16 protein-coding genes are annotated in these 16,380 nt (G+C 73.4%); 9 read left to right on the top strand and 7 right to left on the bottom strand.

All coding sequences use genetic code 11. The features are described 5' to 3' along the window. The first annotated feature begins 12 nt into the window (after nt 1–12). On the top strand, nt 13–864 hold the full coding sequence (locus tag AB0J88_RS17090) for an SRPBCC family protein (protein ID WP_364343612.1): 852 nt from the start codon (nt 13–15) through the stop codon (nt 862–864). Between the two features lie 43 nt (nt 865–907). Here AB0J88_RS17090 and AB0J88_RS17085 read toward each other — a convergent pair whose 3' ends face one another. Further along, entirely contained in the window at nt 908–1,534 is a 627-nt protein-coding gene (locus tag AB0J88_RS17085; RefSeq protein WP_364343615.1) for a hypothetical protein, read from the bottom strand. Between the two features lie 95 nt (nt 1,535–1,629). On the opposite strand from AB0J88_RS17085, the gene AB0J88_RS17080 reads away from it, so the two are divergent. Beyond that, nucleotides 1,630–2,007, top strand: coding sequence for an SgcJ/EcaC family oxidoreductase (locus tag AB0J88_RS17080; RefSeq protein WP_364343618.1), 378 nt, complete (start codon nt 1,630–1,632; stop codon nt 2,005–2,007). Further along, a complete protein-coding gene (locus tag AB0J88_RS17075) occupies nt 2,004–2,948 on the top strand; it encodes an RNA polymerase subunit sigma-70 (protein ID WP_364343621.1) in 945 nt (314 codons plus the stop codon). The genes AB0J88_RS17080 and AB0J88_RS17075 overlap by 4 nt, the downstream gene beginning before the upstream one ends. Here AB0J88_RS17075 and AB0J88_RS17070 read toward each other — a convergent pair. The 3 genes from AB0J88_RS17070 to AB0J88_RS17060 form a co-directional block, all read right to left on the bottom strand. Continuing rightward, the gene (locus tag AB0J88_RS17070; RefSeq protein ID WP_364343624.1) at nt 2,945–4,414 is read right to left on the bottom strand and encodes a serine/threonine-protein kinase; all 1,470 of its coding nucleotides are present in this window, start codon (nt 4,412–4,414) and stop codon (nt 2,945–2,947) included. The genes AB0J88_RS17075 and AB0J88_RS17070 overlap by 4 nt on opposite strands. Nucleotides 4,415–4,482: 68 nt before the next feature. Then, nucleotides 4,483–5,853 carry a protein kinase gene (locus AB0J88_RS17065; protein ID WP_364343627.1) on the bottom strand — a complete coding sequence of 457 codons (1,371 nt, stop codon included), beginning with the start codon at nt 5,851–5,853 and terminating at the stop codon, nt 4,483–4,485. Between the two features lie 129 nt (nt 5,854–5,982). Next, nucleotides 5,983–7,575, bottom strand: a complete 1,593-nt coding sequence (locus tag AB0J88_RS17060) for an MFS transporter (RefSeq protein WP_364343630.1) — start codon at nt 7,573–7,575, stop codon at nt 5,983–5,985. A gap of 197 nt (nt 7,576–7,772) precedes the next feature. Here AB0J88_RS17060 and AB0J88_RS17055 point away from each other — a divergent pair, with 197 nt between their 5' ends. Both AB0J88_RS17055 and AB0J88_RS17050 read left to right on the top strand, forming a co-directional pair. Further along, complete coding sequence (locus AB0J88_RS17055; protein WP_364343633.1) at nt 7,773–8,042, top strand: DUF4235 domain-containing protein; 270 nt, start codon at nt 7,773–7,775, stop codon at nt 8,040–8,042. A gap of 67 nt (nt 8,043–8,109) precedes the next feature. Further along, entirely contained in the window at nt 8,110–9,486 is a 1,377-nt protein-coding gene (locus tag AB0J88_RS17050; RefSeq protein ID WP_364343636.1) for a protein kinase, read from the top strand. A gap of 35 nt (nt 9,487–9,521) precedes the next feature. On the opposite strand, the gene AB0J88_RS17045 is transcribed toward AB0J88_RS17050, so the two are convergent. Further along, nucleotides 9,522–12,122 (bottom strand): Tex family protein, encoded by a 2,601-nt coding sequence (locus tag AB0J88_RS17045; RefSeq protein ID WP_364343639.1) that lies wholly within the window; start codon nt 12,120–12,122, stop codon nt 9,522–9,524. 72 nt (nt 12,123–12,194) lie between these two features. Between AB0J88_RS17045 and AB0J88_RS17040 the strand changes: the two genes are divergently transcribed. Continuing rightward, the gene (locus AB0J88_RS17040) at nt 12,195–13,406 is read left to right on the top strand and encodes a PP2C family protein-serine/threonine phosphatase (RefSeq protein ID WP_364343642.1); all 1,212 of its coding nucleotides are present in this window, start codon (nt 12,195–12,197) and stop codon (nt 13,404–13,406) included. Nucleotides 13,407–13,441: 35 nt separating this feature from the next. Continuing rightward, complete coding sequence (locus tag AB0J88_RS17035) at nt 13,442–13,900, top strand: MarR family transcriptional regulator (protein ID WP_364343645.1); 459 nt, start codon at nt 13,442–13,444, stop codon at nt 13,898–13,900. On the opposite strand, the gene AB0J88_RS17030 is transcribed toward AB0J88_RS17035, so the two are convergent. Beyond that, entirely contained in the window at nt 13,877–14,734 is an 858-nt protein-coding gene (locus AB0J88_RS17030) for an aminoglycoside phosphotransferase family protein (RefSeq protein ID WP_364343648.1), read from the bottom strand. The genes AB0J88_RS17035 and AB0J88_RS17030 overlap by 24 nt on opposite strands. A gap of 97 nt (nt 14,735–14,831) precedes the next feature. Here AB0J88_RS17030 and AB0J88_RS17025 point away from each other — a divergent pair, with 97 nt between their 5' ends. Both AB0J88_RS17025 and add read left to right on the top strand, forming a co-directional pair. After that, entirely contained in the window at nt 14,832–14,972 is a 141-nt protein-coding gene (locus AB0J88_RS17025) for a hypothetical protein (RefSeq protein ID WP_364343651.1), read from the top strand. A 54-nt stretch (nt 14,973–15,026) separates the two neighbouring features. After that, complete coding sequence (add, locus tag AB0J88_RS17020) at nt 15,027–16,010, top strand: adenosine deaminase (RefSeq protein ID WP_364343654.1); 984 nt, start codon at nt 15,027–15,029, stop codon at nt 16,008–16,010. On the opposite strand, the gene AB0J88_RS17015 is transcribed toward add, so the two are convergent. Then, nucleotides 15,961–16,356, bottom strand: coding sequence for a carboxymuconolactone decarboxylase family protein (locus AB0J88_RS17015; RefSeq protein WP_364343657.1), 396 nt, complete (start codon nt 16,354–16,356; stop codon nt 15,961–15,963). The two genes, add and AB0J88_RS17015, sit on opposite strands and share 50 nt — an antisense overlap. Between the last annotated feature and the right edge of the window lie 24 nt (nt 16,357–16,380).

Raw genomic sequence — 16,380 nt, 5'->3', positions numbered from 1 at the left:
GGAGACCCTGCAATGGAGCTGGAACACGAGTTCACCGTCGCGGCACCCGTCGAGCGCGCCTGGGAGGTCCTGCTCGACCTCGACACGGTCGTGCCGTGCATGCCCGGTGCGGCGTTGACCGGCCAGGACGGTGACAACTTCGACGGCACGGTCAAGGTGAAGCTCGGCCCGGTCTCGATGACGTTCGCCGGCAAGGGCCGGTTCGTCGAGCGCGACGCGGCCAGCCGCACGGTGGTGGTCGAGGCCGCGGGGCGCGACTCCCGGGGCGGCGGCACCGCCAAGGCCACCGTCCGCGCGACGCTGACGCCGTCGGCCGACCCGTCGTCGACCGACGTGCACGTGCTGACCGACCTCGCGGTGACCGGGCGGATCGCCCAGTTCGGCCGGGGCATGATCGCCGACGTGAGCGGTCGCCTGCTCGGCCAGTTCACCGACTGCCTGCAGGGCAAGCTGGCCGGGGGAGCGACGGTGGCCGCGGGCCGCACCGCCACCGCGGCCGGCGCGGCGGCGTCCGGTGCCGCCGCCGGCGGCGCGGCGGCGGCCAACCCGCCGGCCGGCTCGGCGGCGTCCGGCGGCGCGGTCGCTGACGGTGGGCCTCCGAACGGCCGGGTGGCCGGCCACGCGGAGGCCTTCCACGGCACGACGCCGGCGGAGCGCGCGTTCCCGGGCCAGCTGGACTCCGAGGAGCAGCGGGCGTTCACGGAGGAGCGCGAGGTGTCGTTCACCGAGACCGAGGTGGAGCCCGTCGACCTGCTCGCGGTCACCGGCCTCGACACCGCGGCCCGGCGCGTCCTGCCGTACGCGCTGGCCGTCGTCGCCGGCATCGCGATCGGCGCGGTCCTCTTCCGGCGTCGCCGCGACTAGGCCTGGTCGCGGCCGTCGACTTCCTGATTGACGCGGCGCCCGGTCAGGCGGCCGTGAGGGCCTTGTCGCGGGAGCCGCGCAGGACGGCGGCGGCGAGCTCCGGCAGGCGGTCGGGCGGCACCAGTCCGGCCAGCCTGGCCGGGCTGGCCGGCAGACGCACCGCCTTCGCGGCGGCGGTGACCCGCTCGTCCAGGTACGGGCGGACGTCCGGCCACACCGCCTGCACCTCGCGCAGGTAGATGTCGGCGCCGGTCGGGCCGATGCCCGGGAACTCGGTGAGCGAGGCCCGCAGCCTCGCCCGGTCGCCCTGGGCCGCCTTGTGCATGCGTCGCAGGTCGCCGCCCCACCGGTCGTTGACCAGCTGGGCACCGCTGGCCAGTGCCCTGATGGCGGGGCCGCCGTAGCGGATGTAGTGCGCCCTGGCCAGGGTGTGCCACAGGGTGTGCTCGTCGGCTGCCAGCATCGCCTTCGGCGAGGTCAGGCCGGCCTTGAACAGCTCACGGGCGCCGGCCACCGCCACGTTCGCGGAGATCCGGGCGCTGAGCAGCTTCGTCAGCACCAGCAGCTGGTAGAGCGGCTGCGGCCGGTCGGCGAGGCGGATGCCGGCCTGGTGCGCGTAGGTCTCGCCGTACCGGTCCAGCAGTCGCTCCACCCGGTCGTTGTCGGTCATGTGTCCCGGGTTACCAACCCGCGGCGATCTAACCGATGAGTTTCGCCGGCCGGCGCGGTACATACCTCGACCGCACTTCGAGGAGGAAGATCGAGATGATGCACGCAGAGATTCGCGAGCTGCTGGACCGGGTGTACGCGGCGTGGGGCGACGCCGAGGCGTTCGCCGCGCTCTACCGCCCGGACGCGACGGTCGTCATGCCCGGCGTGTTCCGGCAGGGCCGCGACGCCGTACGCGAGTCGATGGCCGCCGCCTGGGCCGGCCCGCTGCGGGACTCGACCCCGATCGACGAGCCGCTCGACATCCGGGTCCTCGGCGACAGCGCGGTGGTGGTCAGCCGGGCCGGCATCCTGCTGTCCGGCCAGAGCGCGCTCACCCCGGCGCAGGAACGGACCGCGACCTGGGTCCTGACCCGCGCGCCGGGCGAGGGCTGGGCGGTGGCCGCCTACTCGAACACCCCGGCGGCCGCGTGACGTTCGAAGCTCATCGGGCCGAACTGCTCGCGCACTGCTACCGGATGCTCGGGTCGGTCGACGACGCCGAGGACGTGGTGCAGGAGACCATGCTGCGCGCCTGGCGCGCCCGGGACGGCTACGACCCCGGGCGCGCCTCGGCGCGCACCTGGCTCTACCGCATCGCCACCAACGCGTGCCTGACCGCGCTGGCCGGCCGGGCTCGGCGGCCGTTGCCGTCCGGGCTCGGCGGGCCGCCCAGCGACGACCCGGACGCGCCGCTGACGCCGGCGTTCGAGATCCCGTGGCTACAGCCGTTTCCGGACGCCCGGCTGGCCGCCGCCGGCGACGACCCGGCCGCCACGGTCGTCCAGCGCGGCAGCCTGCGCCTGGCCCTGATCGCGGCGCTCCAGGTGCTCCCGCCGAAGCAACGCGCGGTGCTGCTCCTGCGCGAGGTCCTGGAGTTCCCGGCGGCCGAGGTGGCCTCCCTGCTGGACACCTCGGTGGCGGCGGTCAACAGCGCGTTGCAACGGGCGCGGGCCGCGCTGGCGGAGGTGGGGGAGACCGGCGTCGAGGAGCCGACCGACCGGGTCACGCGGGACACGGTGGACCGCTACGCGCGAGCCTTCGAGATCGCCGACGTCGACGGCCTGGTGCGACTGCTGACCGCCGACGCGGTGCTGGAGATGCCGCCGGTCCCGCTGTGGTACCGGGGCCGCGACGACTACGCGGCGTTCCTGCGCCGGGTGTTCGCGATGCGCGGCGAGTTCTGGCGGGTGGTCCGCCTGGAGGCGAACACCCAACCGGCCTTCGCGGCGTACGTCCGGACGGATGCCGGATTCGCCCTGCACACGCTCCAGATCCTGACGGTGACCCCGGCCGGCCAGATCTCCCGCAACGTGGTCTTCCAGGACCCGTCCGTCTTCGCCGACTTCGCCTTGCCGGCGCTCCTGGCGGCCTAGCCGCGCGTGATCGCGGCGGAGGCGGTGCCGTCCTGGCAGGTCACCCTCATCGTGACGACCTGCTTGCCGCGCCTGAACGAGACGGAGGCGGTCGTCGCGGGTCCGGGGTCGACCTGGTCCAGCAGGTATCCCTTGCTGGCGACCCAGGAGGACAACCGGACCTGTCCGGCGCTCGAGCAGGCCGCGTTCGTGCTGCCGCCCTCGGACGACAGCCGTTGCTGGGGACCCCAGTGCGGCGGCTCGGCCGGCGGGGGGCTCGGCGGCGGCGCGACGGTCACCGGTGGCGGCGGGACGAGCGGTCCGCCGGTGACCGGGGGCGCCGTGCCGTCCGGGCCGGCGCGGCCGATCGGCCGGCCGGTCGGCTCCAGCCGCTCGGGGCCGGCGGTGGCCGGGGCGACGGTCCGCGCCGCGCCCAACCGATCCTGGCCGGGCGGGGAGGAGGTCGGCGACGGGAGCGCGCCGCTGACCGGCGGGAGGGCGGAGCCGTCGGGGCCCAGCAACCACCACGAGCCGGACGCCAGGAGCACGGCGGCGACGGCGGCCGAGGTCTTGGCCCGCCGGCGCGCCCGCCGCGCCGCCGGCACGGGCGACGAGGGCGGTGGCGCCAGAGCGCCCGCCGGGACCGGGAGATCGTCATGGACCGTACGCAGGCCCGCGGCCCGTGCCAGGGTCGCGGCGACCATCGCGGCCGTCGGTCGCGCGGCCGGGTCCTTGGCCAGGCAGTCGTGGCACAGCTCACGCACGGCGGGCGGGACGCCCTCGAGCGGCGGCAGCGGGGCCGGGGCGGTGAACACGCGGTCCGTCATGAGGCCGGTGTTCGTCCTCGGTGGCCACGGCAGGCGGCCGGCGAGCAGCTTGTAGAGCATGACGCCGAGGGAGAACACGTCCGAGGCGGGCTCGACGGCGTCGTGGGTGATCCGTTCGGGAGCCAGGTAGGCCGGTGTGCCGTACAGCTCGCTGGCCGGCTCGGCCGGTCCGCCCGGCCGGACGAAGGCGGCGATGCCGAAGTCGACGACCTTGGCGCCGACGGGGGTCACCATGACGTTGGCCGGCTTGATGTCGCGGTGGACCAGGCCGGCCTCGTGAGCCGCGGCGAGCGCGGCCGCCACCTGCGCGCACAGCCGGAACGCCTCGTCCGGCGGCAGGGCCCCGGCCGCGCGGTGCTCGTCCAACGACCTGCCCGCGACCAGCTCCATCACCACGTACGGAGCGCGCTGGTCGTCGTCCGTCTCGCCGAAGTCGTAGACCTGGGCGATGTGCGGGTGGGAGAGGGCCGCGGCCATCCGCGCCTCGTCGCGGATCCGCTCTCTGGCCTGGTCGTCGATCGACGGCCCGCCGGAGAGCACCTTGACCGCGACGGTGCGGCCGAGCACCTCGTCGTGTGCCCGCCACACCACGGACGTGCCGCCGTCGCCAAGGCGCTCCAGGAGGCGATAACGGCCGTTGAGCACCCGTCCTTCCGCCATCCGCCCAGTGTGCCCATATCGATGGACGACTACACGTCGATCTCCGGGATAGTGACCAGGACGAGACCTCAGGCGGCGGCCGCGGCGCTGGCCGGCAGCGCCGGTTCCTCCGGTTCGTCGTCGGCCGGGGCGGTGGGATCGGGATCGGGATCGGCGGAGGCGGTCTCGTCGTCGGACGCCGGAGGTGGCGACGACTCGCTCGGCGCGGACGGCTCGGCGGTGGGAGTGGGCTCCGGTTCGCCGCCCGGGTCGCCGCCGTCCGCGGGCGCGCCTCCGTCGTCGCCGCCTTCCGGCGCGGTGTCGCCGGCCGGTGTCGCGACCACGGATCCGGGGGATCGCGGCGGGTCAGCGCTCGTGTCGTCGCCCTGGCGAGGCTGATCCGGGTCGGCCGAGGCCGGCGCGTCCCGCGTCGCGGCCGGCACCCGGGGCGGCTCACCCGGCAGCGGGATGATGCCGGTCGGGTCGGCGACCGCGAACACGACCAGCAGCGCGACCGCGCCGACGATCAGCGCGCCCACGGTGCGGCGGCGCCGGCGGACCGGCGGCGGTGGCTCGTCGACGACCGTCACCGGTGCCGCCGGCAGCGGGGCGCGCGCCGCGAGGACCGTCGTCGACGCCTCGGTCCGGCCGCTCTCGACGGCGTCGGCCAGGGCGGCCGCGGTGGGGTACCGCAGCGCGGGGTCCTTGGCCATCGCGGTCGTGACGACGCGGCACAGGCTCTCGGGCACGTCCTCCGGCAGCGGGTCCGGCTCGTCCTGGAGGTGGCTCAGCGCGACGGTGACGGCGTTGTCGCCCGTGAACGGCGGCCGGCCGGCCAGGCAGTGGTACGCGACGGCGCCCAGGGCGTACACGTCGGTGGCCGCGGTCAGCTCACCCTTGGTGACCTGCTCGGGCGCCATGTAGAGCGCGGTGCCGACCACCTCGTCCGCCCTGGTCTGGGCCGCGGCGTCGGCGGTGACCGCGACACCGAAGTCGATGAGGACGACGGTGCCGTCGGGCTCGACGATCAGGTTGCCCGGCTTCACGTCCCGATGCACGACGCCGGCGTCGTGCACGGCCTGGAGGGCGCGGGCCGCCTGGGCGACGACCGACGCGGTCTCCGCCGCCTCCAGCCGGCCGGCCTCGGCGATGCGCCGCGACAGGGGCTGACCCTCGACGCAGGCCATGACGATGAACGCGACCGGCGTGCCGTCCGGGAGCGCGGTCTCGCCGTAGTCGTAGACACCCGCGACGCCCGGGTCCCGCAGCGCCGCCATGGCCCGGGCCTCGTTGCGGAACCGCACCCGCGCCGTGTCGTCGGTGAGGTGGCGCAGGAGCTTGACCGCGACCGTGCGGCCGAGGACGGTGTCGGTCGCCCGCCACACCTGCCCCATGCCGCCGGCGGCGATGGTGGCGTCGAGGCGATAGCGATCGTTGACGAGCGTCCCAGGGTCGAGCATCGTTTCGCCGTACCCGATCGGGTCGATCGCATGCGTCGCGCCGCATGTCTGCGCGATCTTCTTTCGGGAATTGCGGAACCGGACTCGTGTATGTGACGAAATGACTCCTGTCGGCGCTACGCGCGCGCGTCAAGCGGTGCCCGGTGCGGGGTCGGCGTCCCGGCCGGCCGGTGCGGCGGCCGCCTGCGATGACGCTTGGGCGGTCGGGCCGGCCGTTTCCGGCTCCGCGCCGGCGGTGCTTCCGTCGTCGGTCGGTGGAGCTCCCGACGGCTGCGGGGCGTGGGCCTGGATCAGGAAGAAGATCAGCACCGCACCGGCCGCGAAGATGCCCGCCGACACCAGGAACGCGATCTTGTAGCCCGCGACCGGCGCCTCCGCCGCGGCGGCCGCTCCGACGTGTGTCGCCGCGTACGAGCTGGTCACGCTGGCCGCGATCGTGCTCAGCAGGGCGGTGCCGATGGATCCGCCGACCTGTTGCGTGGTGTTGACCAGGGCCGACGCCACGCCCGCGTCCTCGCGGTTGACCCGCTCCGTGGCCGTGTTGATGGCCGGCGCGAAGATCAGGCCGAAGCCGAAGCCCAGGACCGGCAGCGACGGCAGGATGTGCACCCAGTAGTTCGACGTCGAGTCGATGAAGTACAGGTAGGTCATGCCGATCGCGGACAGGACCATGCCGAGCGTGATCAGCACGCGTGCGCCCAGGATCGGCATCAGCTTCACGTTGGCCAGCGTCGAGCCCAGCAGCACGAAGGCGATCATCGGCAGGAAGGCGACGCCCGTCAGCACCGGGCTGTAGCCCTTGGTGAGCTGCAGGTAGAACGTCAGGAACAGGAAGACCCCGAAGATCGCGATCGCGGCGAGACCCACCGACAGGTACGCGCCGCCGCGGCTGCGGTCCTTCACGATCCGCAAGGGGAGCAACGGCTGCCCCACCTGCCGCTCGATCTGCACGAACGCCAGCAGCAGGAGGGCGGACACGACCAGGCTGATGATCGTGAAGATGTCGCCCCAGCCGTCGGAGGCCGCTCGGGAGAAGCCGTAGACCAGCAGGAACAGGCCCACCACCGCGGAGGCCGTGCCCAGCCAGTCGATCTTCGGTTTGGTCGCCGACGTCTCGTTGCGCAGGTAGTACTGGCCGCCGATCCAGGCGATGCCGGCGAAGACCAGGTTGACGAAGAAGCACCAGCGCCAGGAGGCGTACTCGGTCAGGACGCCACCCAGCAGCAGGCCCACCGCGCCGCCGCCGCCGGCCACCGCTCCGTACACGCCGAAGGCCCTCCCTCGTTCCGCGGGTGACGAGAACGAGTTGGCGATCGTGGACAGCGCCGCCGGTGCGAGCAGCGCGCCGAACGCGCCCTGGGCGGCCCGCGAGATCACCAGGACCATGAAGTCGGTCGACGCTCCGCCCGCCGCGGACGCGACCGCGAAACCGATGAGACCGATGATGAACATGCGTTTTCGCCCGAACAGGTCGCCGAGCTTGCCGCCGAGCAGCAGGAGCGAACCGAACGCCAGCGCGTACGCGGTCACCACCCACTGCCGGTCACTGTCGGCGAACCCCAGCGCGTCCTGCGCGGCGGGGAGGGCGATATTGACGATCGTGGCGTCGAGTACGACCATGAGCTGCGCGATCGAAACGATCACCAGGATGGTCCAGCGGTGCTTGTGCTCGAACTCGCGGTCCGCGTCGTACCGCTGTGCCGTAGCAGTTTGTGACGTCATATGGCTTCCTCGGCCGAAATGACCGGAAAAATCACTCTTATGGGTGGCCCGACCTCCACGGTATGACGCGATTCCGTCACGACCAGCGACAACGGCGAGTTATCGAAGTGTCCTGGCTCTCACACCCGGAGTTTGCCGCTCCCGCGTCCCGGGCATTGCCGACCCACAATCCCCTCGACCCCCCGAGGAGAAAGGCGATGGGCATCGTGGGCAAAGTGGCGTACAAGCCGGTCGGTGTGTTGCTCGGCATCGCGGCGGGCGGCCTGGCCGGGCTGGTGTTCAAGCAGGTCTGGAAGCGCGTCTCGGGCGACGACGACGCGCCCAACGCGACCGACGAGGATCGCGGCTGGGGCGAGGTGCTCGCGGCCGCGGCGCTCCAAGGGGCGATCTTCGCGCTGGTCAAGGCCGCCGTCGACCGCGGCGGCGCGACGGGCGTCAAGCGGCTGACCGGGCGCTGGCCGACGTAACGGTTCTGTGCCATGAGTGCGCGAGCTCAGGGCACCTGTCGCGCCCAGTCCGTACGATGAACCAGCCATGTCGACGCTCGCGCCCGGCCTTCGCCTGCACGACCGCTTCCTGCTGGTCGCGCGGATCGGCGTGGGCGGCATGGCCGAGGTCTGGCGGGCCGACGACACCGTGCTCGGCCGTCCCGTCGCCGTCAAGGTGCTCGACCCGTCGGTCGGCAGCGACACCACGATCCGGCTCGCCACCCATCGCGAGGCACGCGCGGCCGCCGGGCTGGCCCACCCCAACATCACCCGGGTGTACGACTACGGAGAGGCCGCCCTGCCCGGCGGCGGCCTGGCGCCCTACCTGGTGATGGAGCTCGTCGAGGGCGACGACCTGGCCGAGCGGCTGGCCGTTGGTCCGCTGCCCTGGCCCGTCGCCGCGGCGATCGCCGCGCAGGTGGCCGCCGGGCTGGCCGCCGCGCACGCCGCCCGCGTGGTGCACTGCGACATCAAGCCCGGCAACGTGATGCTCACCCAGGGCGGGGTGAAGATCCTCGACTTCGGCATCGCCGGCCTGGCGGGCAGCTCCGACGGCGGCGAGCGATACGGCACGGTGGGCTACTGCTCTCCCGAGCGGCTGGCCGGTGCCGACCCGACACCCGCGAGCGACGTCTACAGCCTTGGCGTCCTGCTCGCCGAGGCCCTGGTCGGCCACCGCCCCGAGTCGTCCGGCGGCGTGGCCCGGTTCCCGGTGCTGCCCGGAGTGCCGGCGGCACTGACCCGGGCCGGCGTGGCCAGCCTCTCGGCCGATCCGGCCGCGCGCCCGTCCGCCGCCGAGCTCGCCCGCGTGCTGGGCGAGCTCGCCGCGTCCGCGCCAACCGCATCCCTGGAGACCCGCCCGGCGAACCCGGGCCGCGCGGTGGTGTCCGCGCCGACGAGCCTGCTGCGTGCGCGGGCCGCCGACCGCGAGCCTGTTCGCGACCCGGGGCCGGCCCGCAACCCGATGCGCGCGGTGGCCGTCGGCGGTGTCGCCGCGGCCCTGGTCGTCGTCGCCATCGTGGCGGCCATCCTGCTCAACCCCGGCGCCGACGGCACGCCCGGCGGTTCGGTGGCGCAGGCGGGTGCGAGCCCGCAGCAGCAGGCCCGCGACGACGTGGTCGAGCCGACCACCGAGCCGCCGGCACCGACCGACCCGGGCGACGCGCTCGCGGCCTTCAAGTCGGCGCTCGAGGACGCGGCGGACGCGGGCAAGATTGACAAGAAGGCCGTCGATCGGATCCTCAGGCGCGCCGACGACCTCGAACGAGCGATGACCTTCGGCGACGAGGACGACGTCGCCGACGAGGCCCGCGACCTGCGCTCCGAGGTGCTCCGCGACCGCAACAAGGAGCACGTCGACGAGCTCACCCGCCGCCAGCTGGTCCGGCTCCTGCTCCCGTTCGGCAACGACGTCGACCGCTAGGCCCGGCGGGTCGACCGCCGGGCCTGTCCGACCGCCTAGAGCAACCCGGCCTTGCGCAGCGCGTCTTCCATGGCGCTGTTGACCGGCCGGCCGCCGCCCTGCCGTCCACCGGCACCCTGGCGACCGCTTCCGCCCTGACCTCCGGTGCTCTGGCGACCGCCGCCACCCTGACCGCCCGTGCTCTGGCGACCGCCGCCGCCATGACCGCCACCCTGGCGGCCGCCGCCACCCGGGGCGCCGCCTTGGCGGCCGGTGCCGCCGCCCTGCCGGCCTCCGCCGCTCTGACCGCCGCCACGCCGGTCACCGCCGCCGCTCTGACCGCCACCCTGCCGGTCACCGCCCCCACCCTGCCGGCCGCCGCCACCGCCCTGGCGCTGTTGCGCGGGCCGACCGCCGCCGCGCGGCGCGCCCGCGCCGTTCTCCTCGTCCAGCCGCAGCGTCAGCGAGATCCGCTTGCGCGGCACGTCGACGTCGAGCACCTTGACCTTCACGACGTCACCGGGCTTGACGACCTCGCGCGGGTCGTTGACGAAGGTCCGCGACATCGCCGACACGTGCACGAGCCCGTCCTGGTGCACGCCGATGTCCACGAACGCGCCGAACGCCGCCACGTTGGTCACGACGCCTTCCAGCACCATGCCGGCGACCAGGTCGCCGATCTTCTCGACGCCGTCGGCGAACCGCGCCGTCTTGAACGCCGGTCGCGGGTCGCGGCCCGGCTTCTCCAACTCGCCCAGGATGTCGGTGACGGTCGGCACGCCGAACATCGCGTCGGCGAAGTCGCCGGGCTTGAGCCCGCGCAACAGGGCGCCGTTGCCGATCAGCGCGGGCAGCTCGAGGTCGACGGACGCCAGGATCCGGCGGACCACCGGGTACGCCTCGGGGTGCACCGACGACCCGTCCAGCGGATCGTCACCACCCGCGATCCGCAGGAAGCCCGCGCACTGCTCGAACGCCTTGGGGCCGAGCCGCGGCACCTCCTTGAGCGCCGACCGGTTGCGGAACGGCCCGTTGGCCTCACGGTGCGCGACGATGTTGGCGGCCAGCGACTCACCGATGCCCGAGACGCGCGACAGCAGCGGCGCGGACGCCAGGTTGACGTCGACGCCGACGCCGTTGACGCAGTCCTCGACCACCGCGTCGAGCGAGCGGGACAGCTTCACCTCGGAGATGTCGTGCTGGTACTGCCCGACGCCGATCGACTTCGGGTCGATCTTCACGAGCTCGGCCAGCGGGTCCTGGAGCCGGCGGGCGATGGAGACCGCCCCGCGCAGCGAGACGTCCATGCCGGGCAGCTCCGACGCGGCGTACGCGGATGCCGAATAGACCGAAGCCCCCGCCTCGGAGACCATCACCTTGGTCAGGTTGAGGTCGGGATTCGCCGCGATCAGCTCACCGGCCAGCTTGTCGGTCTCCCGCGACGCGGTGCCGTTGCCGATCGCGACGAGCTCGACGTCGTGCTCCTTCGCCAGCGAGGCCAGCGTCGCCAGCGCCGCGGACCACTTGTTGGCCGGCACGTGCGGATAGATGGTGTCGGTGGCCAGCACCTTGCCGGTCGCGGAGACCACCGCGACCTTCACCCCGGTGCGGAAGCCCGGGTCGAGGCCCATCGTGGCGCGGGTGCCGGCGGGTGCGGCCAGCAGCAGGTCGCGCAGGTTGGCCGCGAACACGCGCACCGCCTCGTCCTCGGCGGCCTGGAACAGCCGCATCCGAAGCGACATGTCGAGGTGCACGACGATCCGGGTGCGCCAGGCCCAGCGGACCGTGTCGAGCAGCCAGCGGTCGGCCGCGCGCCCCTGGTCGGCGATGCCGAAGTGGCCGGCGATCCGCTGCTCGTAGTACACCGGCCCGGTGGCCAGCGTCCCGGCGGCGACCGCGTCTGCTTCTTCGGCGGAGGGCTCCAGGATGAGGTCGAGGACCTCCTCCTTCTCACCGCGGAACAGCGCGAGGATCCGGTGCGACGGCAGCGAGGTCAGCGGCTCGGCGAAGTCGAAGTAGTCGCTGAACTTCGCGCCCGCCTCCTCCTTGCCCTCCTTGACCTTGGCCCGCATCCGGCCGCGCTCCCAGACCTGCTCGCGCAGCCCGCCGATCAGGTCGGCGTCCTCGGCGAAGCGCTCGACCAGGATCGACCGGGCGCCGTCGAGCGCGGCCGCCGCGTCGGCGACACCCTTCTCGGCGTCGACGAACGCCGCCGCCGAGCTGGCCGGGTCCTGCGTCGGGTCGCCGAACAGCAGGTCGGCCAGCGGCTCGAGGCCGGCCTCGCGGGCGATCTGGGCTTTGGTCCGGCGCTTGGGCTTGAACGGCAGGTAGATGTCCTCCAGGCGGGCCTTCGAGTCGGCCGCCACGATCTGCGCCTCGAGCTCTGGGTCCAGCTTGCCCTGCGAGCGGATCGACTCGAGGATCGCCGCCCGGCGCTCGTCGAGCTCACGGAGGTAGCGCAGCCGCTCTTCGAGCGTGCGCAGCTGGGTGTCGTCGAGCCCGCCGGTGGCCTCCTTGCGGTAGCGGGCCACGAACGGCACCGTCGCGCCGCCGTCGAGCAGGTCGACGGCGGAGACGACCTGCGTCTCGCGTACTCCCAACTCCTGCGCGATGCGGGCGGAGACGGACGGAGCTGCTGCCTGGATCTGGTCGGTCACGTCCGGCATTCTGCCGGACCGGTTCGTTTCCCGTGGCCAGTGGGTAGAAGCCACACCGAGGGAGGTACACCGATGCTGGCCGAGCGACTGCGCGCCGTCGCCCCCGACGCACTGGTCGAGGTGGTCGACCACCATGTCCGATCGGAGCTGGGCGGTCTGCGCGCCGACGTGTTGCTCGCCGACTACCGGATCGCCGGGCTCTGGCCGGTGCTGCGGCCCGACGACCCGACCCAGGGCCTGCTGGCCGAGCGGACCATCGCCGCCCGCTGCTACGCGAGCCAGGAGCACTGCGTCGACGACGTGCCGGAGACGCCGGGCGTACGCCTCTACGTGCCGTTGACCGTCTGGGGCGAGCGGCTGGGCGTCCTGGTCGCCGACTTCCCGGCCGCACCGACCGACGCGACCGTGCGGCACTGCTGTGCGGCCGCCGAGGACCTCGCGGTCGCGTTGCGCGCCGCTGACCGCGACACCGACCGCTACCGGCTGACCCGCCGCCGCCAACGCCTCTCGATGGCCGCGGAGATGCAGTGGGACCTGCTGCCCGGGCGCTGTGTGAGTGATCACGGGTACGTGCTCGCCGGTCAGCTCGAGCCCGCCTACCGGACCTCCGGCGACAACTTCGACTGGGCGGTCAACGACGGCCGGTTGACCGTGACGGTGGTCAACGGCCAGGGCACCGGGCTCGCCGCGTCGGCGCTGACCTCGTTGGCCGTCAACGCGATGCGCAACGCTCGCCGCTCCGGCGGCACGCTCGTCGAGCAGGCGGAGCTCGCCTCGGACACGGTCTTCGCGGCCCACCGCGGCGGGCGGCCGGTGGACGCGATGCTGCTGGAGTACGACGGCGGCACCGGCCGGGTGCGCGCGATCGACACGGGCTCGCCCAAGGCGTGGCGGGTCCGCGGCGCGGCGGTGGCGCCCGTGGTACTCGACCAGCAGCTCCCCTTGGGCATGTTCGAGGAGACGCGCTACGGGGTGCAGACCTTCCACCTGGCCGCCGGCGATCGGCTGTTCGTGGTCAGCGACGGGGTGCACGACGCGGCGCCGGGCGGCCGCCCGACCTATGGCGAACAGCGGCTGGTGAAGGCGATCCGGTCGGCCCGGCGCTTCCCGCCGGCACAGGCGATCAACACGGTGATGCTGGCCCTGCGGGCGTACCACGGCGACATCGAGCTCGAAGACGACGCCGTGATGGTCTGCCTGGACCGCAAGTATCCGGTCAACGGGACGGAAGGCACAGTGGATCAAAACGACTCAAGGCGCATGACGGAGGCGGCGTCCGGGTAAGTCACGGTTTTCCCGACTGGGCGAGAGGCGACGCAATGGATCGCGCTAACCTGGCCAGCTCTATCGAGGCCGCTTCGGAGGCGCTGGTCAGCGTGCTGGAAGCGGCCCGTACGCGTCAGGAGTCACCGGTCTCGCCGACCCAGGTCCGGGTCCTCTCGATCATCAACGTGCGCCCGGACACGAACGTCAACCGGCTCGCGGAGCTGCTGGACGTGGTGCCCTCGTCGGCCAGCCGGCTGTGCGACCGGCTGGAGGCGGTCGGTCTGCTGCGACGGGCGGCCGACGAGCGTGACCGCCGCGAGGTGCGGCTGGTGCTCACGGCGGCCGGCGCGGCGGTGCTCCGCGAGCTACGCGAACGGCGCGCCCAGGCGGTGCGGGCGGTGCTCGAGCGGATGCCGCACCGGGCGCAGCACGACCTGCTGGTGGCGTTGCTGGCCTTCGGCCACGCGGCGGCCCAGGTGCAGGCCGAGTCAGCGGAGCCGCGCACCGCCTAGGAGAACGTCGATCTGCCGCCCGCTGTCCGGGTTGGTGTCGAGCGTGATCAGCGCCTTCCACAGCGCCCAGCCGCGGCCGCGTTGCCAGGTCGCGTCGTCGACGTGCAGAGCGGCCCGGAACGCGTCCCGGGCGGGGCCGTCGAGGAACGTCCAGGCGATCACCATGTCGCAGGCCGGATCGCCGACCCCGGAGGTGCCGAAGTCGATGACGGCGGCCAGCCGGCCGTCGCGGACCAGGATGTTGCCCACCGCGACGTCGCCGTGGAACCAGACCGGCTTCCCGTGCCACCGCGCGTCGAGGGCGGCGTCCCACTCGGCGGTCGTGGCGGCGGCGTCGATCCGGCCCTCCAGGGTGGCGATCGTCTTGCGGGTCTCGTCGTCGTAGTGCTCGAGGCTCGCCCCACGCCAGAAGCTGTGCGGCCCGGCCGCGGGCTCGCCGCCGGTGTCGACGCCTTGGAGCGCGGTGAGGAAGCCGGCGAGGTCGACCGCGAACGCCGTCTGGTCGGCGACGGTGTCGGGGCCGGCGGTCGAGCCGTCGAGCCAGCGGTTGACCGACCACGGCCACGGATAGCCGGCGCCGGGCCGTCCCTGCGCGAGCGGAGCCGGGATGGGCACCGGCAGGTGCGGCGCGAGCACCGGCAGCCACCGCTGTTCCTTCTCCACGCTGGCCACGTAGCCCTCGGCGCTGGGCAGCCGCACGCTCATCGCGTCGCCGAGATGGAAGGTGCGGTTGTCGTTGCCGCCGACCGCGACCGGCCTCACCGGCAGATCGGCCCACTGCGGGAACTGCTCGGCCACCAGCCGACGGACCAGCGCGACGTCGATGATCACCACCCGATGCTCCTGGTCGCCGGGGCCGGGTGCAACCGGATTAGCCAGCGCGGAGACGTGCGACAGAGCCGGACATCGGGGACAATGAACCATGGCGTCGATGGCAGACCGGATTCGCGACTTCCTCAGAAGCCCACGTGGGCAACGGCTCGTGCAACAGGGCCGCACCCAGCTGGCCAAGCCCGAGAACCAGCGCCGGCTCCAGCAGTTGGCCAACCGGCTGCGCAGCCGGGGTCGCTGACACGCGGAAAATCGCGGGCGGCGCCGTGACCGGCCCGGTTAGTCTTCCCGGGCCATGACCGAGTCGCCGCCCGTCGCGCACCTGCACGTGCACCTGGAGAGTGCGGTGCGCTGGTCGACGCTGGCCGAGATCGCCGGCCCCGCGTTTCCCGACCACCTGCGCGACGGCACGCACCGCTTCACGTCGTTCACCGACTTCTTCGACCAGAACCAGCTCGTACGCGACTGCCTGCGGCGGCCGGCGGACTTCCACCGGGTCGCCGTCGAGTTCTGCGCCGACCAGGTGGCCCAGGGGGTCGACTACGTCGAGGTGTCGTTCACCGCGGCCGCGCACGGCGAGCGCCTCGGCGACCTCGACATGCCGCTCGCGGCGGTGCTCGACGGGTTGGCCGAGGGCGGAGAGCGCTACGGGCTCGCCTGGAACGTCATCCTCGACACCTCACGCCGCCGCTCGGTCGAGCGGGCCTGGCGGACCCTCGACCTGGCCCGCAAGCACGACCGCGTGGTCGCGATGGGGCTGGCCGGCGACGAGGACTTCCCGGCCGCGCCGTTCGGCGCCGTCTTCGCCGAGGCCCGCGAGGCCGGCCTGCACGTCGTGCACCACGCCGGAGAGGCGGCCGGCCCCGCCAGCATCCGTGAGGCGCTCGACGTCGGCCTGACCGAGCGGCTGGGCCACGGCATCCGGGTGCTCGACGACCCGGACCTGACCGCCGAGGTGCGCGAGCGGGGCATCCCGCTCGAGGTCTGCCCGACCTCCAACGTCGCGCTGGGCTTCGTGCCGTCGTTCGCCGAGCATCCGTTGCCCCGGCTGCGCGCGGAGGGCCTGCGGGTCACTCTCAACACCGACATCCCCGAGATGATCCACACCACCCTGCGCGACGAGTACACCGCAGCGGCGGAGGCGTTCGGCTGGACGTCCGCCGACCTCGCCGACCTGGCCCGCGCGTCGGTCGACGCGTCCTTCGCCGACCCGGCCACGAAGGCCCGCCTCAGGCCAGCGGCAGCAGACCCCGTTCCGCGAACACCTTCTTGGCCGTGAAGACGGCGTTGAGCGCCCTCGGGAAGCCGCAGTAGACGGCCGAGTGCAGGAACGTCTCGGTGATCTCCTGGGGAGTCAGCCCCACGTTGAGCGAGGCGTTGACGTGCACCTCGAGCTGCGCCTCGGCCCCGAGTGCGGTCAGCATCCCGAGTGTCACCAGTTGCCGGTCCCGCGGGGCGAGACCGGGTCGGGCGTAGATCTCGCCGTATGACCAGGAGACGATCTGGCGCGCCATCTCCGGTGCGATGTCGGCGAGCGCCTCCATGACCCTCGTGCCGGTCTCCCCGTTGACCGCCTCGAGGACCTGCTTCCCCCGCTCGAACCGGTCGGTGTTCGCTTCGTTCATGCGATCAACGCTAGGAGCTGGAGT

It is taken from the genome of Asanoa sp. NPDC049475, assembly GCF_040676915.1.
In the GTDB taxonomy this organism is placed as follows: Bacteria; Actinomycetota; Actinomycetes; order Mycobacteriales; family Micromonosporaceae; genus Asanoa.
The sequence above is the reverse complement of the archived record's forward strand: the minus strand, read 5'-3'. Positions and strand labels throughout refer to the sequence as shown.

Coding starts and splice junctions, on each gene's coding strand:
- AB0J88_RS17085 (WP_364343615.1), bottom strand. CDS start 1,534: ATGACCGACAACGACCGGGTGGAGCGACTGCTGGACCGGTACGGCGAG.
- AB0J88_RS17090 (WP_364343612.1), top strand. CDS start 13: ATGGAGCTGGAACACGAGTTCACCGTCGCGGCACCCGTCGAGCGCGCC.
- AB0J88_RS17015 (WP_364343657.1), bottom strand. CDS start 16,356: ATGAACGAAGCGAACACCGACCGGTTCGAGCGGGGGAAGCAGGTCCTC.
- AB0J88_RS17055 (WP_364343633.1), top strand. CDS start 7,773: ATGGGCATCGTGGGCAAAGTGGCGTACAAGCCGGTCGGTGTGTTGCTC.
- AB0J88_RS17035 (WP_364343645.1), top strand. CDS start 13,442: ATGGATCGCGCTAACCTGGCCAGCTCTATCGAGGCCGCTTCGGAGGCG.
- AB0J88_RS17070 (WP_364343624.1), bottom strand. CDS start 4,414: ATGGCGGAAGGACGGGTGCTCAACGGCCGTTATCGCCTCCTGGAGCGC.
- AB0J88_RS17060 (WP_364343630.1), bottom strand. CDS start 7,575: ATGACGTCACAAACTGCTACGGCACAGCGGTACGACGCGGACCGCGAG.
- AB0J88_RS17065 (WP_364343627.1), bottom strand. CDS start 5,853: ATGCTCGACCCTGGGACGCTCGTCAACGATCGCTATCGCCTCGACGCC.
- AB0J88_RS17040 (WP_364343642.1), top strand. CDS start 12,195: ATGCTGGCCGAGCGACTGCGCGCCGTCGCCCCCGACGCACTGGTCGAG.
- AB0J88_RS17080 (WP_364343618.1), top strand. CDS start 1,630: ATGATGCACGCAGAGATTCGCGAGCTGCTGGACCGGGTGTACGCGGCG.
- AB0J88_RS17050 (WP_364343636.1), top strand. CDS start 8,110: ATGTCGACGCTCGCGCCCGGCCTTCGCCTGCACGACCGCTTCCTGCTG.
- AB0J88_RS17025 (WP_364343651.1), top strand. CDS start 14,832: ATGGCAGACCGGATTCGCGACTTCCTCAGAAGCCCACGTGGGCAACGG.
- add (WP_364343654.1), top strand. CDS start 15,027: ATGACCGAGTCGCCGCCCGTCGCGCACCTGCACGTGCACCTGGAGAGT.